Raw genomic sequence first — 17,232 nt, forward strand, 5'->3', positions numbered from 1 at the left:
CGGAGTCCCGGAAGGGCGGCGAGCCGATGGCGGCCTACATCGCGGTGAGTGCGCTGAGCCACGAGGGCCTGGTGCGCGAACACAACGAGGACAGCCTGACGGTCGGGCCGTGGACGCTCTGCGCGACCGTGACCGGCAACCCGCAGACCCTGCTCTTCCCGACCGGACCGCCCTGCGTGGTCGCGGTGGCGGACGGGCTCGGCGGGCACCCGGGGGGCGAGGTGGCGAGCGCGCTGGTGGCCCGGCGGCTGGCCGCCGCCGGGCCGGGCCTGGAGGGCGAGGAGACCGTCCGGGAGGCCCTGCAGTCCTGCAACCAGGCGGTGTACGCCGCGGCGGCCGAGGATCCGGAACTCGCCGCGATGGGCACGACGGTGGCGGGCGTGGTGCTGCTCCCCGAGCGGATCGTCGCCTTCAACGTCGGCGACAGCCGGGTCTACCGGGTGGAGCGGGACGGCCTGCGCCGGATCAGCGTGGACGACAGTCCGCCGCCGGCCCCCGGACGGCGGACCACCTCGCTGATCACCCAGTCGCTCGGCGGCTCGTTCGGCCTGACCTTCGTCGAACCGCATGTGCGCGGCATGCCGCTGGCGGTCGGTGACCGGTACCTGGTGTGCAGCGACGGCCTGACCGATCCGGTGCCGGAGGAGGAGCTGTCGGCGCTGCTGACGGGCTCCGCCGAAGGATCGGAACGGGCCGACGGGCGCGCGGTCTACGACCTCTGGAGGGCGGCGATCGAGGCCGGCGGGCCGGACAACATCACGATGGCCCTGGTCCGGGTCGCCGGGTAGCCCCGGCGCGAGCCGCCGCCGGGCCCACGCGGGAGGCCCCGGCGGAGCGCCGCACGCGCTCCCCCGGGGCCTCCGGTCATCCGGGGCCGATCAGAACTCGGCCTTGATGTTCGCGCCGCCGAAGCCCTGCTGGGCGTAGAGGCTGGCGTAGACGTAACCCGCGGGCGGGTTGTCGATGGTGAGGGTCTCGGTGTTGTTGGAGGCGTTGACCGACCGGGCCGTGTAGGCGTTGGTGTACGCCCACGAGGCGGTGTTGAAGTAGAGGTCGGCGTTGCCGGTGCCGCCGGTGCTGGTCAGCTTCAGCTGCTTCGTCCCGGCCGGGATGTAGAGGTAGAAGTGGGCGTAGTTGCCGGTGGTCGCCGCCAGGTTGCTCCGCCGGCAGTTCCGGTCGAGCAGTCGGGTGTCGGCGGCGGAGCACTCGGGCATCCGCGAGACGGTGACCGCCCGGCTGGTGCTCGCGGTGGCGCCCTTGTCGTCGGTCACGGTCAGGGTGACGGTGTAGGTGCCGTCCGCGCCGTAGGTCTTGGTCGGGTTGGCGGCGGTGGAGGTGGTGCCGTCACCGAAGTTCCACGCGCGGGAGGCGATCGTGCCGTCCTTGTCGGTGGAGCGGTCGACGAAGGTGACGCTCAGCTCGCCGGTCGCGGTCGTGAAGGCCGCCGTGGGCGCCTGGTTGCCGCCCGGGTCGGTGCCGGTGCCGCAGGAGCCGGCCGCGCAGGCGGTCAGCCAGGCGTCGAAGTCGGCGTTGTAGCGGGAGCCGATGGTGGAGGTCAGGTAGCCGCGGGCGCCGTTCCAGTCCCCGGCGCGGTACTTGGCGAGCACCGCGTCCATGTCCGCGCGGTGCTTCTCCAGCATGTAACGGACGGCCAGGTAGCCCCAGTTGTAGACGCGGGTCTGGTCGGCGTTGTCGTACGTGGTGTCGAAGAGCGTGCTCAGGCTGTAGGTGTGCAGGCCGGCGGCGGACATCGCCGCGTCGTACGACACCTTGCGGTACGAGTAGGAGACGTACTCGGCGAAGCCCTCGACCCACCAGACGGTCGGCGTGGTCATCCCGGCGTTGAAGTCGCCGGCCATGTCGAACCGGCCGTCCAGGTAGTGGGTGTACTCGTGGTTGAGGTTCCAGATCTGGAAGTCCGGACGCACCCACTCGGCCTCGTAGGCGAGGAAGCGCGGCTGGTTGCCGACCGCGGCCGGGTCGCCCTCCAGGTACATGCCGCCGTTGTTGGTGTTGATGCCGTAGATGATCGCGGCGAACACGCCGTAGTCGAAGCGGCCGTGGAAGACCACGACCTCGATGGTGGTGTTCCGGTCGTTGGCCACCGGGCCGCCGTCGCGGACCACGGAGTGGAAGAAGGCGTCCTGGCCGGTCAGGCTGGTGCAGGCGGTGGACAGCTGGGTGGAGTCCAGGGCCTGGGCGAGGATCTTGATGCTCGGGCTGCAGGTGTAGCTGACCGTCAGATTGGCCGCCTTGAGGCGGTTGGCGGCGTCGCAGGTGCCGTAGTACGAGCAGTTGGCGGCGTCGTAGGCGGCCGTCATCTCGGCGGCGGCGGCCCACTGGTAGGCGGTGCGGCCGCCGACCGAGGCCTGGTCGACCAGGCCCTTGACCAGCGGGCGGTCCTTGGCCTGCAGCGGGGCGTACTGGAGGAAGCGGCCCATCTCGCGGGTGGCGTTGTAGACCAGGAAGCCGTAGTCACCGCCGAGCAGGGCGTTGTTGGCGCCGGCGAAGCCGTACAGCGAGTCCAGCACGCTCGGGTCGGCCTGGACGGCCGAGACGAACGCGGGGATCTGGTGGCCGCGCCACAGCACGGTGAAGACGCCGTTGAGGGCGTTCCCCATCCCGGCCGGGTTGTGGGTGGCGGCGTTGTAGTCGGCCAGCATGCGCTTGACGACGTACAGGTAGCGGACGTTCTCCTGCGCGCTGTCGATCAGTACGACGGCCTCGCCCAGCGTGCCCGAGTTGTCGGAACTCACGTCACGCGAGTGGGAGTTGGCGAAGAAGGTGTCCAGCGCGCCACGGATCGCGGTCTGCAGGGCGGTGCCGTAGGTGCCGACGTCGGCGGGGTGGTACCACTGCACGAAGTAGCCCGCGCGCAGGAAGAGCACCAACTGGCCGGCGGAGGTGGTGTTGTTGCCTGGGTAGGCGGCGGCGGTGTCGCGCAGGGCGTTGGCCACGGTGACCATCTGCGCCTCGCGGAAGGCCTTGTTGGCGTCGGTGCCGGTGAGCGTGAACAGCTGGTTGACGCAGCCGAGTTCGGCGGACTTGATCTGCTGGACCAGGGCGCTGCCGGTGCGGCTGGTGAAGTCGCCGACGTTGCAGGCCGCGGCGGTCGCGGCGGCGGACTGCTGCCCGGCGGACTTGGCCGACGTGGCGGCCGCCCCCGTCGAGGCGGCGTCCGCGGGCGCGGTGGCCGAGAGCGGGGCGCGGTCACTGGCGGGGACGGACCGGTTCTGGCCGTCGCCCTGCGCGGCGGCGCCGATGCCGGGCTGCGGGGCCGGACCGGCCGCCGTGGCGGACGGGGCGCCGCCGGGCTGCGGCGGGACCGGGGCAGGGGCGGCCTGGCCGCGCGGGGCGAACAGGCCGAGCGCCAGGAGCATCGCCAGGGCGATCGTCACCAGCCTGGCCAACTGAGGCAGTGGTGAAAAAGGTCGTGCGGTTCTCACGTGGGGGCCTCCGGGCCTTCTTCAACCGCGCTGGGGAGACGCGGCCTTGACGGGAGTGAGGACCGTTGCGACGGCGCCGTGGGGCGGCTCCGTCGTGCACACGGTGGGGAGTGTGACATGTACAATGGCATACATCACATGACGTGTGAAGCCCCTGGACACCGGCCTTCGGGCCGGACCCCGGGGCAGGCTCCCCGGACCGGTGACGACGAACGGCCGTTGGGCCGAGGAATCGACTTCCTCGGCCCAACGGCCGTTCTCCTACCGGGAGCTGAGCGGCCGGCAGCCGCGCACGTCACCGTGCGGACCGGACGGCCCCTCGGGTCCGGGCAGGTCAGGCAGGTCGGACGGATCGGGCGGTCCGCCCCCCGGACCCCGGACCCGGGCGGATCACTTGCGCAGCAGCAGGATGACGCCGGCGGTGACCAGGCCGACCACCACCGCGGCCGCGCCGTACGCGAGCCGGTGCGCGCGCAGGACGGGCAGGAAGCGGTCCACGGCGTACCGGCCGGGCCCGGTCAGGGCGAGCGCGGCGGCGCCGGCGGTGAGCAGCAGCTCGTACTCGCTGCCCTTGGGCGCGAAGAAGCCGCCGCCCCAGGTGACGGCGAGCGCGTTGACCATGGTGCCCAGGATGGCGGCCGCGGCCAGCGGGGTCAGCAGGCCGGCGGCGAGCGCGAGGCCGCCGAAGGTCTCGGTGAGACCGGCGACCACGGCCATGGCGTCGCCGGCCGGGTAGCCGCTCATGGTGAAGAACTGACCGGTGCCGTCGAGGCCACCGCCGCCGAACCAGCCGAACAGCTTCTGACTGCCGTGCGCGGCCATGGTCAGGCCGAGCGCGAGGCGCAGCAGGAGCAGGCCCGCGTCATAGGCGTGCGGCGAGGTCAGCGCGGGCTCGGGGGCTGCCCGGCCCGGGAGGACGGTGGCGGTGGTGGGGGCGGTCGTGCTCGGGCTGGTGCTCGGCATGCGCGTCTCCATCGATCGGGGTCGGTCGAAGCAAAAGGGGTCACGGACGGTTACGGACGAACCGGTCGTTCAAATTCGAACCGCCGCCGTTCGACCGTACCTGGGAGTTCGAATTTGAACAACCGGCGCGAGTGCGGGGAGTGAGCGAACGGGCACGCGGACCGGCCGACCGGTACGTGGCAACCGGTCGCGCCCGGCCGGGCACCGGGGCAGGGTGGAGGCATGGCTCACACGGAATTCCAGCGACCGGCCCGGCCCGGCACCCCGTACGCCGAGGCGCTGGCGGCCTTCGGCGAGCGCGTCCGGCTGGTCGGGCCCGACCGGTGGGACGCGCCCACTCCGTGCACCGACTGGACGGTGCGGGACCTCGTCAACCACCTCACCGGCGAGCAGCTCTGGGTGCCCGAGCTGCTGATGGGCTCGACCGTCTCCGAGGTCGGCGGCCGGTTCGACGGCGATGTCCTCGGCGCCGACCCGGCCGCCGCCTGGACGGCCGCCGCCGAGGCCGCCCGCACCGCGTTCGAGGTGCCCGGCGCCACCGAGCTGACCGTCCACCTCTCGTTCGGCGACGCCTCCGGCCAGTACTACCTGGACCAGCTCACCGCCGACACCGTCGTCCACACCTGGGACCTCGCCGAGGCGATCGGCCACCGCACCCGGCTGCCGGACGGCCTGGTGGAGTTCGCGCTCGGCGAGCTGGCCGGGTACGGGGGCCTCTCCGGCAGCGGAGTGTTCGACCCGCCGTTGCCGGTGCCGGACGGCGCGAGCCCGCAGACCCGGCTGCTCGCCCTCGCCGGCCGCCGCGACCGCCCCTGACCCGGGACACCCAGGGTCCCCGGCCGGTCACCCGGGGTGGTACGACCGGCCCGACCGGTGCCGGACGCCGGATACTGGAGGTGTTCGGGGGGATCACCGGACGAGAGGCGGGCGCGCCATGAGCCGCAGGCCTGACATCCTCGGCGAGTTCACCGCCGACCACCGGGCGGTGACGGAGCTGCTCGCCCGGATCGAGGCCGCGCCGGACGGCGCGCCCGAGCGCGGCGAGCTGGTCGGGCAGCTGACCGACCTGCTGTTCGCCCACTGCGCCGCCGAGGAGGAGTACCTGTTCCCGGTCGTCCAGCACGATGTGCCGGACGGCGGGGCGGTGGTGTTCACGAGCATCCACGAGCACCTCGCGATCGGCCAGTACCTCTCCGACCTGCAAGGGGTCGGACCGGGCGAGCCGGCCTTCGCCACGCTGTACCAGGGCCTCGCCGACGCCGTCCGCCGGCACCTGGCGGTGGAGGAGGAGCAGGTCTTCCCGCTCGCCCGGAAGGCGCTGCCGGCCGCCGCCCGGGCCGAACTCGGCGAGCGGCTGCGGGCCGGGCGGCGGGAGGCCGCCGAGCCGGGGCCGTAGCCGCGCCGGCCGGTCAGGGCCGCCGCGGGCCCGAGGGCGGCCGGCGGCCCTACGGCGGCGCGGGCCTCAGGCCTTCGGACTGATCACCGCGAAGCGGCCGCCCTCCGGGTCCCGGAGGCGGGCCACCCGCCCGTACGGCGAGTCGAAGGCCGCCCCGAGGGCCGAGCCGCCGAGTTCCTCCGCCCGGGCGAGCGCCGCGTCGGTGTCCGGCACCGAGAACGACACCTCCCAGTGCGGTGACAGCCCGGTCGGGCCGCCCGCCTGCTCCCTGGCGAGGGCCGCCACGCTGTGGCCCTCGGCCCGCAGCACCACCCGGTCGTGCTCCCAGCGCACCTCGAAGTGCTCCGGATCGCGGCCGTCCCAGCGGAACACCTCGCCGTAGAAGAGCGCGGCCGCGAACGGGTCCGGCGTGCGCAGCTCGATCCAGACCGGCGCGCCCGGCAGGTCCAGGCGCCGGGCCCGGCCCAGCGGGCCCTCCCAGATCCCGAACACCGCGCCCGCCGGGTCCGCGGCGAACGCGACCCGCCCGGCGTCGAAGGCCAGCGGGCCCACCGCCAGGGTCGCGCCGCGCTCACGGACGGCGTCGGCGGCGGCATCGGCGCTCTCCGTCCCGAAGTAGCTGGTCCACGCCACGGGCATCTGCCAGGCATCGCCGGCGACCCCCAGACCGGCCACCGCCTCGCCGCCGGCCACCGCGTGCACGTACGGGCCGAAGCGGTCCGGTCCGGGCTCGAACTCCCAGCCCAGCAGCGGCCCGTAGAACGCCTTCGCCGCGTCGAGATCACGCGCCATCAGGCTCACCCAGCACGGAACGGCCGCCACGCAGCGCACCTTGGCGGTCTCACCGCTGCCCATCGCGCACCTCCTCGGCGCCCGGCCGCCGGGCCCCTCCCGACTCCCACGGCCTACCGGCCGCCCGGGCGGGTTCAGCCTAGGCCGACATGCCGACCCGGGCACGCCGCGGCGCGCAGGGGCGACGGCGCTCGCGCGGCCCGCCGGGCGTGCGGCTACCGCCCGGGCGCGGGCGGCTACCCGGCGTAGCGGCGCCGCTCGGGTCCTGCGGGCCGGGTCGGCCGGAGGGCGGGTGCGGTCACCGCCGCCTCCCCCGCCGGTCGCCGACCGGGCCCTGGAGCCGGGCGACCAGGTGGAGGCGGTCGCCCGCCGCGGTGTCGGCGGGCCGGGCCCCCTCGGTCCAGGGCGGTTCGGTGCGCGGACCGGGCCGGTCGTAGAGGTCGAGGACGGTGAAGCCGTGGCCGGCGAGCAGACCGCGCAGCTCCTGCGGGAAGAGCAGCCGCCAGGCCGAGTGCTGCACGACGGCCGGGGCGCCGTCGTCGCTCGTCCAGGTCCGGGTGCGGCGCAGCAGCTGGGCGGCGTGGTCGATCCGGAGCACGGTGTGCGAGGTGTGGGTGACGCCGTCGTGCGTGACGCGGTCGGTGCGCGGGGCGTCGAGGAGGTCGGTGCGGCCGAGGAAGAAGGCACCGTTGCGCAGCTCGGCGACCAGCAGGCCGCCCGGGCGCAGGTGGCGGCGGAGCCGGCCGAACAGCGCGTCGAGGTCCTCGTTGGTGTGGCAGTAGAGGAGGGCGCTGTCCAGGCAGAGGACGGCGTCGAAGCGGTCGGGCAGGCGGAAGGTCCGCATGTCGCCGACGTGGTAGGCGGGCCCGGGGTGGTGGGTGCGGGCGTGCCGGATCATCGCCTCCGAGCTGTCGACGCCGGTCACCGCCCGCCCGGCGGCGCGGTGCAGCCAGCCGGCGTCCCGGCCGGTGCCGCAGCCGAGGTCGAGCACCTCGGGCCCGGCGCGGTGCTCACGGAGCACCGACTCGGCCCACCGGGCGGCGACGAACCCCGGGTCGGGGAAGCGGAGTTCGTAGAGCTCCGGGGTGTCGGTGAGCAGGTTGTGGCCGGTCATCGGGCCTCGCTGGGGAGTGGGCGGGCGGGGGGGCGGGCGGCGTCCGGTGGCGCGTCATCGGCCGGCGGCCGGGGCCGGGCGGACGCCGAGCCCGGCCCGGGCCGGGGTGCGGACGATGCCGTCGCTGCCGCCGATGCCCTGCCAGGGGTCGTGGGCGAGCAGCAGGTGCCCGTCCAGGTCGATCCAGCGGGCCCGGTCGGCGAGGTGGACAGCCGGGGCGATGCCGAGCGAGCTGGCGACGAGGCAGCCGAGCATCAGCTCGGTGCCGCTGCCCCGCAGGGCCGCCCGGATGCGCAGCACCTGGTGCACGCCGCCGCATTTGGCGAGCTTGAGGTTGACCCCGTGGACGCGCCCGGCGAGCCGGCAGGCGTCCTCGTAGCCGACGGCGTCCTCGTCGGCGATCACCGGGACCGGTGAGCGTTCGGCGACGGCGGCCAGCGCGTCCGGACGGCCTGGGGCGATCGGCTGCTCGACGGCCTCGACGCCGGCGGCGGCGAAGGCCGGGAGGAGCCGGTGGGCCTGTTCCTCCGTCCAGGCGCCGTTGGGGTCGAGCAGCAGCCCGGCCCCGGGGGCCGCCTCGCGGACGGCGCGGACCCGGGCGATGTCGTCCGCGGGATCGGCGGAGCCGGCCTTGACCTTGAGCACGGTGAACCCGGCGGCGGCCAGCCGGGCGGCCCGGTCCGCGGCCCGGTCGGGCGGCTCGATGCCGATGGTGCGGGCGGTGGCGACGGCCACCGGCTCCGGCCGGCCGAGCAGCCGGTGGACGGGCTCACCGGCCCGCCGGCCGGCCAGATCGAGCAGGGCGGCCTCGACGGCGGCCAGCACCCCGGCCGACAGCTCCTTGAACGGGGCGGCGCCGCGGCGGAGTTCGGCGAGCGCCTGGTCCGGATCCGGCAGGCGCTCCAACGCCGGTCGCAGCTCGTCGAGTTCACGCCGGATGAGCTCGGTGGGCTGGCGCAGGTAGCCGCTGGCGACGGCCTCGCCGCGGCCCGTGAGGCCGTCGTACCGCAGGGCGACCAGGACGGCGTCGCGCTCGGCGGTCACCGAGCGGGAGATCCGCAGCGGTTCGGCGAGCCGGAGCCGTACGGTGCGTACGTCGAGCCTCATCGGCCCTCTCCGGGGCGGTCCGCGGGGTCGGGGCGGACGGCCGGGCCGGCCGGGCCGCCGTGCCCGGTGCGCCAGCGCGCCCAGCCGGTGACCTCGACGGCGGCGGGGTGCGGGATCTCGATCGGGCGCGGCGCGGCGTGCTCCGCCCCCAGCCCGTGCCGCCGGCAGAACGCGTCGTCGTAGACGGTGCCCAGGTAGCGGTGCGGACCGTCGGGGAAGACGGTGGCGACGGCGGCGCCCGGCTGCACCCGGGCGGCCCAGGCGGCGACCAGGGCGACGGCGCCGGTGCTCCAGCCCCCGCTGACGAAGGCCCCGCGGGCCAGCCTGCGGCAGGCGTCCACGGCCTCGGCCGGGCCGACCCAGTGGATCTCGTCGAAGGCCTGGTGGGCGACGTTGCGCGGGTGGATCGAGCTGCCGAGTCCGCGCATCAGCCGGGGCCGGGCGGGCTGGCCGAAGATGGTCGAGCCGACCGAGTCGACGCCGATGATCCGCAGGGCCGGCCAGCGGCGGCGGAGCGGTTCGGCCAGCCCGGCGCTGTGGCCGCCGGTGCCGACGCTGCACACCAGCACGTCCAGGTGGTCGAGCTCGGCGGTGATCTCCCGGGCCATCGCCCGGTAGCCGGCCGCGTTGTCGGGGTTGTTGTACTGGTCGGGCCAGTAGGCGCCGGGGAGTTGGTCGAGCAGGGTGCGCAGCCGGGCCAGCCGGGCGGCCTGCCAGCCGCCGTGCCGGGCCGGCCGGTCGACGAGCTCCAGCCGGGCGCCGTAGGAGTGGAGCAACTGGCGCATGGACGGTTCGAGTTCGGCGTCGCCGACCAGGACGACGGGGTGGCCGAGGGCCTGACCGGCGAAGGCGAGGCCAATGCCGAGGGTGCCCGAGGTGGACTCCACCACCGTGGCGCCGGGCCGGAGTTCACCGCGTTCGTGGGCGCCGCGGAGTATGGCGACGGCGGACCGGGCCTTCATCCCGCCGGCGCCGAGGCCCTCCAGCTTGGCCCAGAAGCCGGGGTGGGGGTGCGGCAGCGGGGTGCCGATCCGGGCGAGCGGGGTGCGGCCGAGCAGCGGCAGCAGGTCGGGGTTGCCGAGGGCCGCGGGGGCGAGCAGCGTGGTCACCGGCCACCGCCGTCCGCCCGGCCGGCCGGCGGGTGCCCGCCGTACAGGTGGAGCGGGCTGGGGCCGCCGTCGAGCCAGAAGAAGGGGTAGGGCTCGGCGCTGACGGCGCTCACGCCGTCGCCGAGCAGCCGGGGCAGCACGGCGCTGCCGGTCTGGGCGAAGAGCACCAGCGGCTTGCCGGTGGCGCGGGCGTGCGCGAGCAGCGGGTCGAGCGTGCCGTTGCCGAGGGTCATGCCGGAGGCGAGGATCGCGTCGCACTCGTCGAGCCGGGCGGACGCGTCGGGGTGGACGGTCTCGCCCCACTCGGTGGTGCCGCCGACGAGGTCGCAGGCCAGGTACCCGAGGCCGCGCGAACGAAGCTGCTCCAGCAGGGAGTTGACCACGCCGACGACCAGCACCCGGCCGGTCGTCGCGGCCGGGAGCAGGCCGACGACGGCGCGCGCCCGGGCCCGGGACTTCGCCAGCGAGTCACCGGCCGGAACGGTCACCGGCCAGGCGCCGTGGGCCGGGCCGTGCGGGCGGCAACGCATCAGGTAGGCGTCGAGCGCGGCGACCCGGACCGGTACGAGCGGGTGGTCGAGCAGTTCGGCGACGGACGCGCCGACGCAGTCGGTGAGCGCCTCGGCGGGCAGCTCGCCGGGTTCGACAGCGCAGGAGCCCACGGCCGCGCCGAGGCGCAGGCTGAGCACCTCGTTGCGGTAGCCGCGGGCGCGTCCGGCGTGCCGCACGGCCTGCGCGGTGGTGAAGGCGAGGGCGATCCGCTGCCCGGCCGGGTCGGGCCCGTACGCTCCGGCGCGGGCCCGCCCGGCGATCCGGTCCAGGGCCGTACCGGGGAGGGTGGTGGTCATCCGGACACCGCCGCCCCGGCGGCGCGGTCGGACCGGAGGGGTGCGGGCGGGCCCTTCGACCCGGCGGGCCCCGCGTCCGGGCCGTCGGCGGTGTAGCGGGGGATCAGCCCGGCGATCAGCCGCTCGGCCTCCCGGCGGGCGCCGGCGCCGGCGGTGTCGGTGGTCATCACATGGCCGAGGTACTCGTTGTTGCTGGTGGCGGGCCGGACGTCGCGCCCGGGGGCGGCGAGGGCCAGCTCGACCACGGCGCCGTCACGCCGGACGGCCGGTTCGCCCTCGAAGCCCTCCAGCAGGCCGGCCTGCCCCTCCCCCGGGACGAGGAAGGCGATCGCGGCGCTGCTGACCCCGGTGCGGTGGACGGTCAGGTCGGGACGGCGGCCGAGCGCGAGGTCCACGCAGGCGGCGGCGAGGTCGACGCCGGTGACCCGGCGGACCAGCTCGGTGATCCGGTTGCCGGCCGGGCGGGGGTTGACCTCCACCACCCGGGGCCCGGTCGGGGTCAGTTTGATCTCGGTGTGCGCGACGACCCGGTCCAGGCCGAGGGCGGCCAGCGCGGCGACGGCCGTCCCGGCCGCGGCGGCCGTGTCTTCGGCGCTCAGCACGGCGGGGAACATGTGGCCGGTCTCGACGAAGGCGGGCGCGCCGCCGACGCTCTTGTCGGTGACCCCGACCACCACGGTGTCGCCGTCGGCGCAGACGGTCTCGACACTGACCTCCGGGCCGGTCAGCAGCTCCTCCAGCAGGACGAGGGGGGCCCGGCGCTGGCCGCGGGCGTTGACCGGGAAGGCCTCCAGGGCCCGGAGCGCGGAGGCCAGTTCGCGTTCGTCCGCGACCGCGCGGACGAGCATCCCGGCGCAGAGGTCCACCGGCTTGACCACCAGCGGGAAGCCGAGCTCCCGGGCGGCGGCCAGGGCCTGCTCCCGGTCGGCGCAGAGCGCGTACGCGGGCCCGGGGACGCCGGCCGCGGCGAGCGCGCGGCGGGTGAGGTCCTTGCGGCAGGCTGCGGCGACGGCCTCGGGCGCCGGCCCGGGCAGCCCGAGCCGGCGGGCGACCCGGGCGACCATCGGCAGGTAGTAGTCGCAGGAGGAGATCACCCCGTCGAAGCCGAGCACCCCGTGCAGCCGCTCGACGTACGGGAGCAGGGCGGCGGGATCGTTGGTGTCGGCGGTGAGCACGTTCTCCGCGGCGAGCAGCGGGTGCGGGCCGTCGGCGGGCGCCTCCCGCAGGTAGTGGTGCAGGTCGCGGGTGAGGAAGGTGAAGCGGTGGCCGCTCTCCCCCAGGGCCCTGGGCAGCAGTCTGCTCATGGAGCCGACCCAGCTTTCGATCACCAGCAGATGCGCCACGGATCTCCCTCTCGACGACGCGCGCGGCAAGCCGGTCCGACGTGCCGAAGGCGACCGTAACGGCATTCGTTTTCATTTTCAACACGCTCGCGCAGCTCTTCCGACAGGGCGTCAGATGACATTCGTTTTCAGGTACGGTGGCGGGGACCCAGCCCCGACCCGACCCGTGGAGCCCTCCGATGGACCGTCCGGATGCCTATGTGATCAGGCACGCCCTGCCCGAGGACGTGCCCGGCGCCCGCCGGCTGATCCTGGACACCTTCTACCGCGAGTTCGGCTACGGCTACGTCCCCGACTGGCACGCCGACGTGGTCGACCTCCAGGCGCACTACCTCGACCACCCCCGGCACGCCCTGCTGGTCGCCACCCGGGACGGCGAGGTGGTCGCCACCACCGCACTGCACTCCCGCGGGCCGGTCCACCCGCCGCACCCGCGCGAGCTGGCCGAGCGCTACCCCGACGGCAGCACCGCCCAGCTGGTCCGGGTCTACGTCCGGACCGAGCACCGCCGGCACGGACTGGCCCGGGAACTGGTGCGCCGGGCATGCGAGTTCGCCGTGGACGAGGGCGGCTACCGGCACCTCTACCTGCACACCAACGCCGCCGTCCCGGGCGCCGAGGCGTTCTGGCGCAGCCTCGCCGAGGAGGTCCACGACGCCCGCCCGAGCGGCGAGCACGGCCCCGGGGTGGCCACCGTCCACTTCGAGATCCCGCTGCGCCGGCCGGCGCGGGTCTGACGCCGCGCTTCCACCCTGCGGGTGGATGCGACGCAGGTCACACCCAGCGGGGAATTTCCGGGGACCGAATCCCCGTTTGCTCCTTCGTAGGCCTAAACGGGGAAAGTTTCCCCGCTATGCTGGGAGGAGCGAGAGGTGAGCAGCACCGTCACCGCGGCGACCCGCACCACGGAGCCCGTCCGCACGCCGAAGCTGCGCGCGGACGCGACTCGCAACCGTGAGCGGATCCTGCTGGCGGCGCGGGACGCCCTCGTCGAGCACGGCGCGGACGCGCCGCTGGACGAGATCGCCAAGCGGGCCGGCGTGGGCAACGCCACGCTGTACCGGAACTTTCCGGACCGCTCGGCGCTGATCCGCGAGGTGGCGCTGCTCATCAAGGGCCGTATCCTGGCCATCGCCGAATCGGCGACGGCGGAGGCTTCCGGCCCGTTCGACGCCCTCCAGCGGTTCGCGCACGCCACGGTCGAGGAGAAGATGGGCGCCCTGTGCCCGATCCTCACCAACCGGGTCGACCCCTTCGATCCGGACCTGACGGACGCGCGCGAGCGACTGGTGACCGCCGTCGACGACCTCATGGCACGCGCCAAGGAGGCCGGCGAACTGCGGCCGGACGTCGACCCCGGTGACCTGTTCATCGCGATGAGCCAGCTCACCCGCCCCCTGCCGGGCACCTCCTGCCAGTTCCTGGACGGCTTCGTCCACCGGCACCTGCAGCTGTTCCTGGACGGCCTGCGGGCGCCCGCCCGCTCGACCCTGCCCGGCCGGGCCGCGACCTTCGAGGACTTCCACCCCGAGCACTGACCCGCAGCGCCGAGCGCTGACCGACGGCCCGCCGGTCCACTGCCGCACCGGCGGCCGGGGCCGACCGTGCCCGCCCGCACGCCCGACTTTCCCCTGATCCGTACGCACCGCACCCCGAAGTGAGTACTCCCATGCCAAAAACCGACGCCCTGCCGGCCACCCAGCCCGATCCGCGGCGCTGGAAGGCCCTGATATTCATCGGCCTCGCCCAGCTGATGGTCGTCCTCGACGCCACCATCGTGAACATCGCCCTGCCGTCGGCCCAGAAGGACCTCGGCATCACCGACGGCAACCGCCAGTGGGTGATCACCGCCTACGCGCTGGCCTTCGGTGGCCTGCTGCTGTTCGGCGGCCGGATCGCCGACCTGTGGGGCCGTAAGCGGACCTTCGTGGTCGGCCTGACCGGCTTCGCCCTCGCCTCCGCGCTGGGCGGCGCCGCCGCCAACACCGCCATGCTGCTCGGCGCCCGCGCCCTGCAGGGCGTGTTCGGGGCCCTGCTCGCGCCGGCCGCGCTCTCGCTGCTGGCCGTGATGTTCACCGAGGCCAAGGAGCGCGCCAAGGCGTTCGGCATCTACGGCGCCATCGCCGGCGGTGGCGGCGCGATCGGCCTGATCCTCGGCGGCCTGCTGACCGAGTACATGAACTGGCGCTGGACCTTCTTCGTCAACATCCCGTTCGCCGTGGTCGCCGCCGTCGGCGCCGTCATGGTGATCCGCGAGCCCGCCCAGGGCCGCAACCGCAACCGCCTGGACATCCCCGGCGTGCTGCTGGTCACCACCGGCCTGGTCTCCCTGGTCTACGCCTTCACCCGCGCCGAGTCGGACGGCTGGAGCTCCGGCATCACGCTGGGCCTGTTCGCCGCCGCCGCCGTGCTGCTGGCCGCGTTCGCCGTGGTCGAGATGAAGGTCAAGGCGCCGCTGCTGCCGCTGCGGGTCGTCCTGGACCGCAACCGCGGCGGGGTCTACCTGTCGCTCGGCCTCGCCGTGATCGGCATGTTCGGCCTCTTCCTCTTCCTGACCTACTACCTGCAGATCGTGCTCGGCTACAGCCCGGTGCTCACCGGCGTCGCCTTCCTGCCGATGGTGGCGGGCATGATCACCGGCTCGACCCAGATCGGCGCCCGGCTGATGACCCGCGTGCCGGCCCGCTACCTGATGGCGCCCGGCTTCCTGGTCGCCTCGGTCGGCATGCTGATCCTGACCCAGATCGGCCTGGACACCTCCTACCCGGCGCTGATCCTGCCCGGTCTGATCCTGATGGGCCTCGGCATGGGCACCGCGTTCATGCCCGCGATGAGCCTGGCCACGCACGGTGTCGAGCCCCGCGACGCGGGTGTCGCCTCCGCCATGGTCAACACCTCGCAGCAGGTCGGCGGCGCCATCGGCACCGCGCTGCTGAACACCATCGCGGCCAGCGCCACGGCGACCTGGCTGGCCTCCCACGCCACCGCCGTGACCAGCCCGGCCGCGGCCCAGGCGGCGCAGTTCCAGGGCATGGTGCACGGCTTCTCGACCGCGATCTGGTGGTCCTTCGGCATCCTGGTCGCCGCCGCGGCGATCGCCTTCACCCTGATCAACGCCGGTCGCCCCGACCAGGCGGCGACGGGTTCGGGTGCGGTGGAGAGCAACGAGGTGCCGGTGCTGGTGCACTGACCCCCGCGAGGTACACACGAAGGGTGCGTAGCGGCCCGTCCGGTGTTTCGACACCGGGCGGGCCGCTCGCCGTTTCCGGGGCACTCGCCGCTTCCGGCGCGCTCGCCGTGTCCGGGGCGTCGCTTCCGGGCGGCCGTTTCCGGGGCGTCGCTTCCGCGCCGCTCGCCGATTCCGGGTCGCCGTGGAGACGACAGCGGCACCCCGGGTAGAAACGGGGAGCTTGCCCCGTTTACTCTGGTCCCAGCTCGAAGCGGGGAACGATCCCCGCTTCATGGACCGAGGTGCGTGGAAATGACCCGGAATCAGAACCCCGGACGCGGCCGGCGGGCCGCCGACTGGGCGGACGGCCGGCTGGGGGTCTACACCCTGGCCAGGGCGAACGTGCGCAAGATCTTCCCGGACCACTGGTCCTTCATGCTGGGCGAGATCTGCCTCTACACCTTCGTCATCATCATCCTGACCGGCGTCTGGCTCACGCTGTTCTTCAAGCCCGGCATGGGCGAGGTGATCTACGACGGCTCGTACGTCCCGCTCAAGGGCGTGCCGATGTCGGAGGCCTACGCCTCGACGATGGACATCAGCTTCGAGGTCCGCGGCGGGCTGCTGATCCGGCAGATCCACCACTGGGCGGCCGTGGTGTTCGTCGCGGCGATGTTCGTGCACATGATGCGGGTGTTCTTCACCGGGGCGTTCCGCAAGCCCCGCGAGATCAACTGGCTGTTCGGCTTCCTGCTGCTCTTCCTCGGCCTGCTGGACGGCTTCTTCGGCTACTCACTGCCCGACGACCTGCTCTCGGGCACCGGCATCCGCTTCGTCGAGGGCGTGGTCCTGGCCCTCCCGCTGGTGGGCAGCTACGTCCAGATGTTCCTGTTCGGCGGCGAGTTCCCCGGTCACGACATCGTGCCGCGGTTCTTCACCGTCCACGTGCTGCTGATCCCCGGCATCATGCTCGGCCTGCTGGTCGCGCACCTGATCCTGGTCTTCTACCACAAGCACACCCAGTGGGCGGGCCCCGGCCGGACCGAGCGAAACGTCGTCGGCATGCCGCTGATGCCGGTCTACCTAGCCAAGGCCGGCGGGTTCTTCTTCCTGGTCTTCGGGATCATCGCGCTGATGGCGGCCGTCGCCTCGATCAACCCGATCTGGGCCTACGGCCCGTACCGCCCCGACCAGGTGTCCACCGACGCGCAGCCGGACTGGTACATGGGCTTCGCCGAGGGGCTGATCCGGGTGATGCCCGGCTGGGAGGTCGGCCTGTGGGGGCACACCCTCAACCTGGGCGTGCTGATCCCGTTCACGCTCTTCCCGGTGATCCTCGGCGCGATCGCGGTCTACCCCTTCGTCGAGTCCTGGCTGACCGAGGACGCGCGCGAGCACCACCTCCTGGACCGCCCGCGCAACGCCCCCGTGCGCACCGCACTCGGCGCGGCCTGGATCGCGCTCTACCTGGTGATGCTGATCGGCGGCGGCAACGACCTGGTCGCCACCCGTCTGCACCTGTCGCTGAACTCGATCACCTACGCCGTCCGGGTGGGGTTCTTCGTGGTGCCGGTGGGGGTCTTCGTGATCACCAAGCGGTGGTGCCTGGGCCTCCAGCGGCGCGACCGGGACAAGGTGCTGCACGGCCGGGAGACGGGCCTCATCAGGCGGCTGCCGCACGGCGAGTTCACCGAGGCGCACGCCCCGCTCGCGCCGGCGGAACTGCACCGGCTGACCGCCCACGAGCAGCCCCGCCCCCTCGAACTACCGGCCCCGGTGGACGAGAATGGGGTGGCCCACCCGGTCGGCGCGCTCACCCGCGTCCGCGCGAGGCTCTCCCGCGGACTGCACGGCGAGGGCGCCAGGATCCCCCGGCCGACCGCCGAGGAGTACCACGAGATCACCGGCGGCCACGGTCACTGAGCCGCCCGCTCCGGCGCCGCGG

The 17,232-nt window shown here is 74.2% G+C and carries 15 protein-coding genes; 7 read left to right on the forward strand and 8 right to left on the reverse strand.

The window, feature by feature from the left end; genetic code table 11:
* Positions 1-26: 26 nt before the first annotated feature.
* On the forward strand, positions 27-788 hold the full coding sequence (locus OG618_RS10010; RefSeq protein ID WP_329486978.1) for a PP2C family protein-serine/threonine phosphatase: 762 nt from the start codon (positions 27-29) through the stop codon (positions 786-788).
* A 90-nt stretch (positions 789-878) separates the two neighbouring features.
* On the opposite strand, the gene OG618_RS10015 is transcribed toward OG618_RS10010, so the two are convergent.
* Complete coding sequence (locus tag OG618_RS10015; RefSeq protein ID WP_329492056.1) at positions 879-3,380, reverse strand: collagenase; 2,502 nt, start codon at positions 3,378-3,380, stop codon at positions 879-881.
* A 456-nt stretch (positions 3,381-3,836) separates the two neighbouring features.
* Positions 3,837-4,409, reverse strand: a complete 573-nt coding sequence (locus tag OG618_RS10020; RefSeq protein WP_329486979.1) for a DoxX family membrane protein — start codon at positions 4,407-4,409, stop codon at positions 3,837-3,839.
* Positions 4,410-4,631: 222 nt separating this feature from the next.
* On the opposite strand from OG618_RS10020, the gene OG618_RS10025 reads away from it, so the two are divergent.
* Positions 4,632-5,225, forward strand: coding sequence for a TIGR03086 family metal-binding protein (locus OG618_RS10025; protein ID WP_329486980.1), 594 nt, complete (start codon positions 4,632-4,634; stop codon positions 5,223-5,225).
* A gap of 118 nt (positions 5,226-5,343) precedes the next feature.
* Positions 5,344-5,805 (forward strand): hemerythrin domain-containing protein, encoded by a 462-nt coding sequence (locus tag OG618_RS10030; protein ID WP_329486981.1) that lies wholly within the window; start codon positions 5,344-5,346, stop codon positions 5,803-5,805.
* 66 nt (positions 5,806-5,871) lie between these two features.
* On the opposite strand, the gene OG618_RS10035 is transcribed toward OG618_RS10030, so the two are convergent.
* From OG618_RS10035 to OG618_RS10060, 6 genes are all read right to left on the reverse strand, one after another.
* Positions 5,872-6,660, reverse strand: coding sequence for a VOC family protein (locus OG618_RS10035; protein WP_329486982.1), 789 nt, complete (start codon positions 6,658-6,660; stop codon positions 5,872-5,874).
* 235 nt (positions 6,661-6,895) lie between these two features.
* Entirely contained in the window at positions 6,896-7,711 is an 816-nt protein-coding gene (locus tag OG618_RS10040) for a class I SAM-dependent methyltransferase (RefSeq protein ID WP_329486983.1), read from the reverse strand.
* A gap of 54 nt (positions 7,712-7,765) precedes the next feature.
* On the reverse strand, positions 7,766-8,818 hold the full coding sequence (locus tag OG618_RS10045; protein WP_329486984.1) for a dipeptide epimerase: 1,053 nt from the start codon (positions 8,816-8,818) through the stop codon (positions 7,766-7,768).
* On the reverse strand, positions 8,815-9,927 hold the full coding sequence (locus tag OG618_RS10050; protein WP_329486985.1) for a pyridoxal-phosphate dependent enzyme: 1,113 nt from the start codon (positions 9,925-9,927) through the stop codon (positions 8,815-8,817). Before OG618_RS10050 ends, OG618_RS10045 begins: the two co-directional genes overlap by 4 nt.
* Positions 9,924-10,775: a Rossmann-like domain-containing protein gene (locus OG618_RS10055; RefSeq protein ID WP_329486986.1), complete on the reverse strand. Its 852-nt coding sequence runs from the start codon at positions 10,773-10,775 to the stop codon at positions 9,924-9,926. The genes OG618_RS10050 and OG618_RS10055 overlap by 4 nt, the downstream gene beginning before the upstream one ends.
* Positions 10,772-12,118 (reverse strand): ATP-grasp domain-containing protein, encoded by a 1,347-nt coding sequence (locus OG618_RS10060; protein ID WP_329486987.1) that lies wholly within the window; start codon positions 12,116-12,118, stop codon positions 10,772-10,774. The genes OG618_RS10055 and OG618_RS10060 overlap by 4 nt, the downstream gene beginning before the upstream one ends.
* A 179-nt stretch (positions 12,119-12,297) precedes the next feature.
* On the opposite strand from OG618_RS10060, the gene OG618_RS10065 reads away from it, so the two are divergent.
* The 4 genes from OG618_RS10065 to qcrB all read left to right on the forward strand — a co-directional run bounded on the left by OG618_RS10065 (position 12,298) and on the right by qcrB (position 17,210).
* A complete protein-coding gene (locus OG618_RS10065) occupies positions 12,298-12,855 on the forward strand; it encodes a GNAT family N-acetyltransferase (RefSeq protein ID WP_329486988.1) in 558 nt (185 codons plus the stop codon).
* Positions 12,856-12,990: 135 nt separating this feature from the next.
* Positions 12,991-13,656: a TetR/AcrR family transcriptional regulator gene (locus OG618_RS10070; protein ID WP_329486989.1), complete on the forward strand. Its 666-nt coding sequence runs from the start codon at positions 12,991-12,993 to the stop codon at positions 13,654-13,656.
* Positions 13,657-13,787: 131 nt separating this feature from the next.
* The gene (locus tag OG618_RS10075; RefSeq protein ID WP_329486990.1) at positions 13,788-15,308 is read left to right on the forward strand and encodes an MFS transporter; all 1,521 of its coding nucleotides are present in this window, start codon (positions 13,788-13,790) and stop codon (positions 15,306-15,308) included.
* 291 nt (positions 15,309-15,599) lie between these two features.
* The gene (gene qcrB / locus OG618_RS10080) at positions 15,600-17,210 is read left to right on the forward strand and encodes a cytochrome bc1 complex cytochrome b subunit (RefSeq protein WP_329486991.1); all 1,611 of its coding nucleotides are present in this window, start codon (positions 15,600-15,602) and stop codon (positions 17,208-17,210) included.
* The last annotated feature ends 22 nt before the right edge of the window (positions 17,211-17,232 follow it).

Source organism: Kitasatospora sp. NBC_01246, from assembly GCF_036226505.1.
In the GTDB taxonomy this organism is placed as follows: Bacteria; Actinomycetota; Actinomycetes; order Streptomycetales; family Streptomycetaceae; genus Kitasatospora.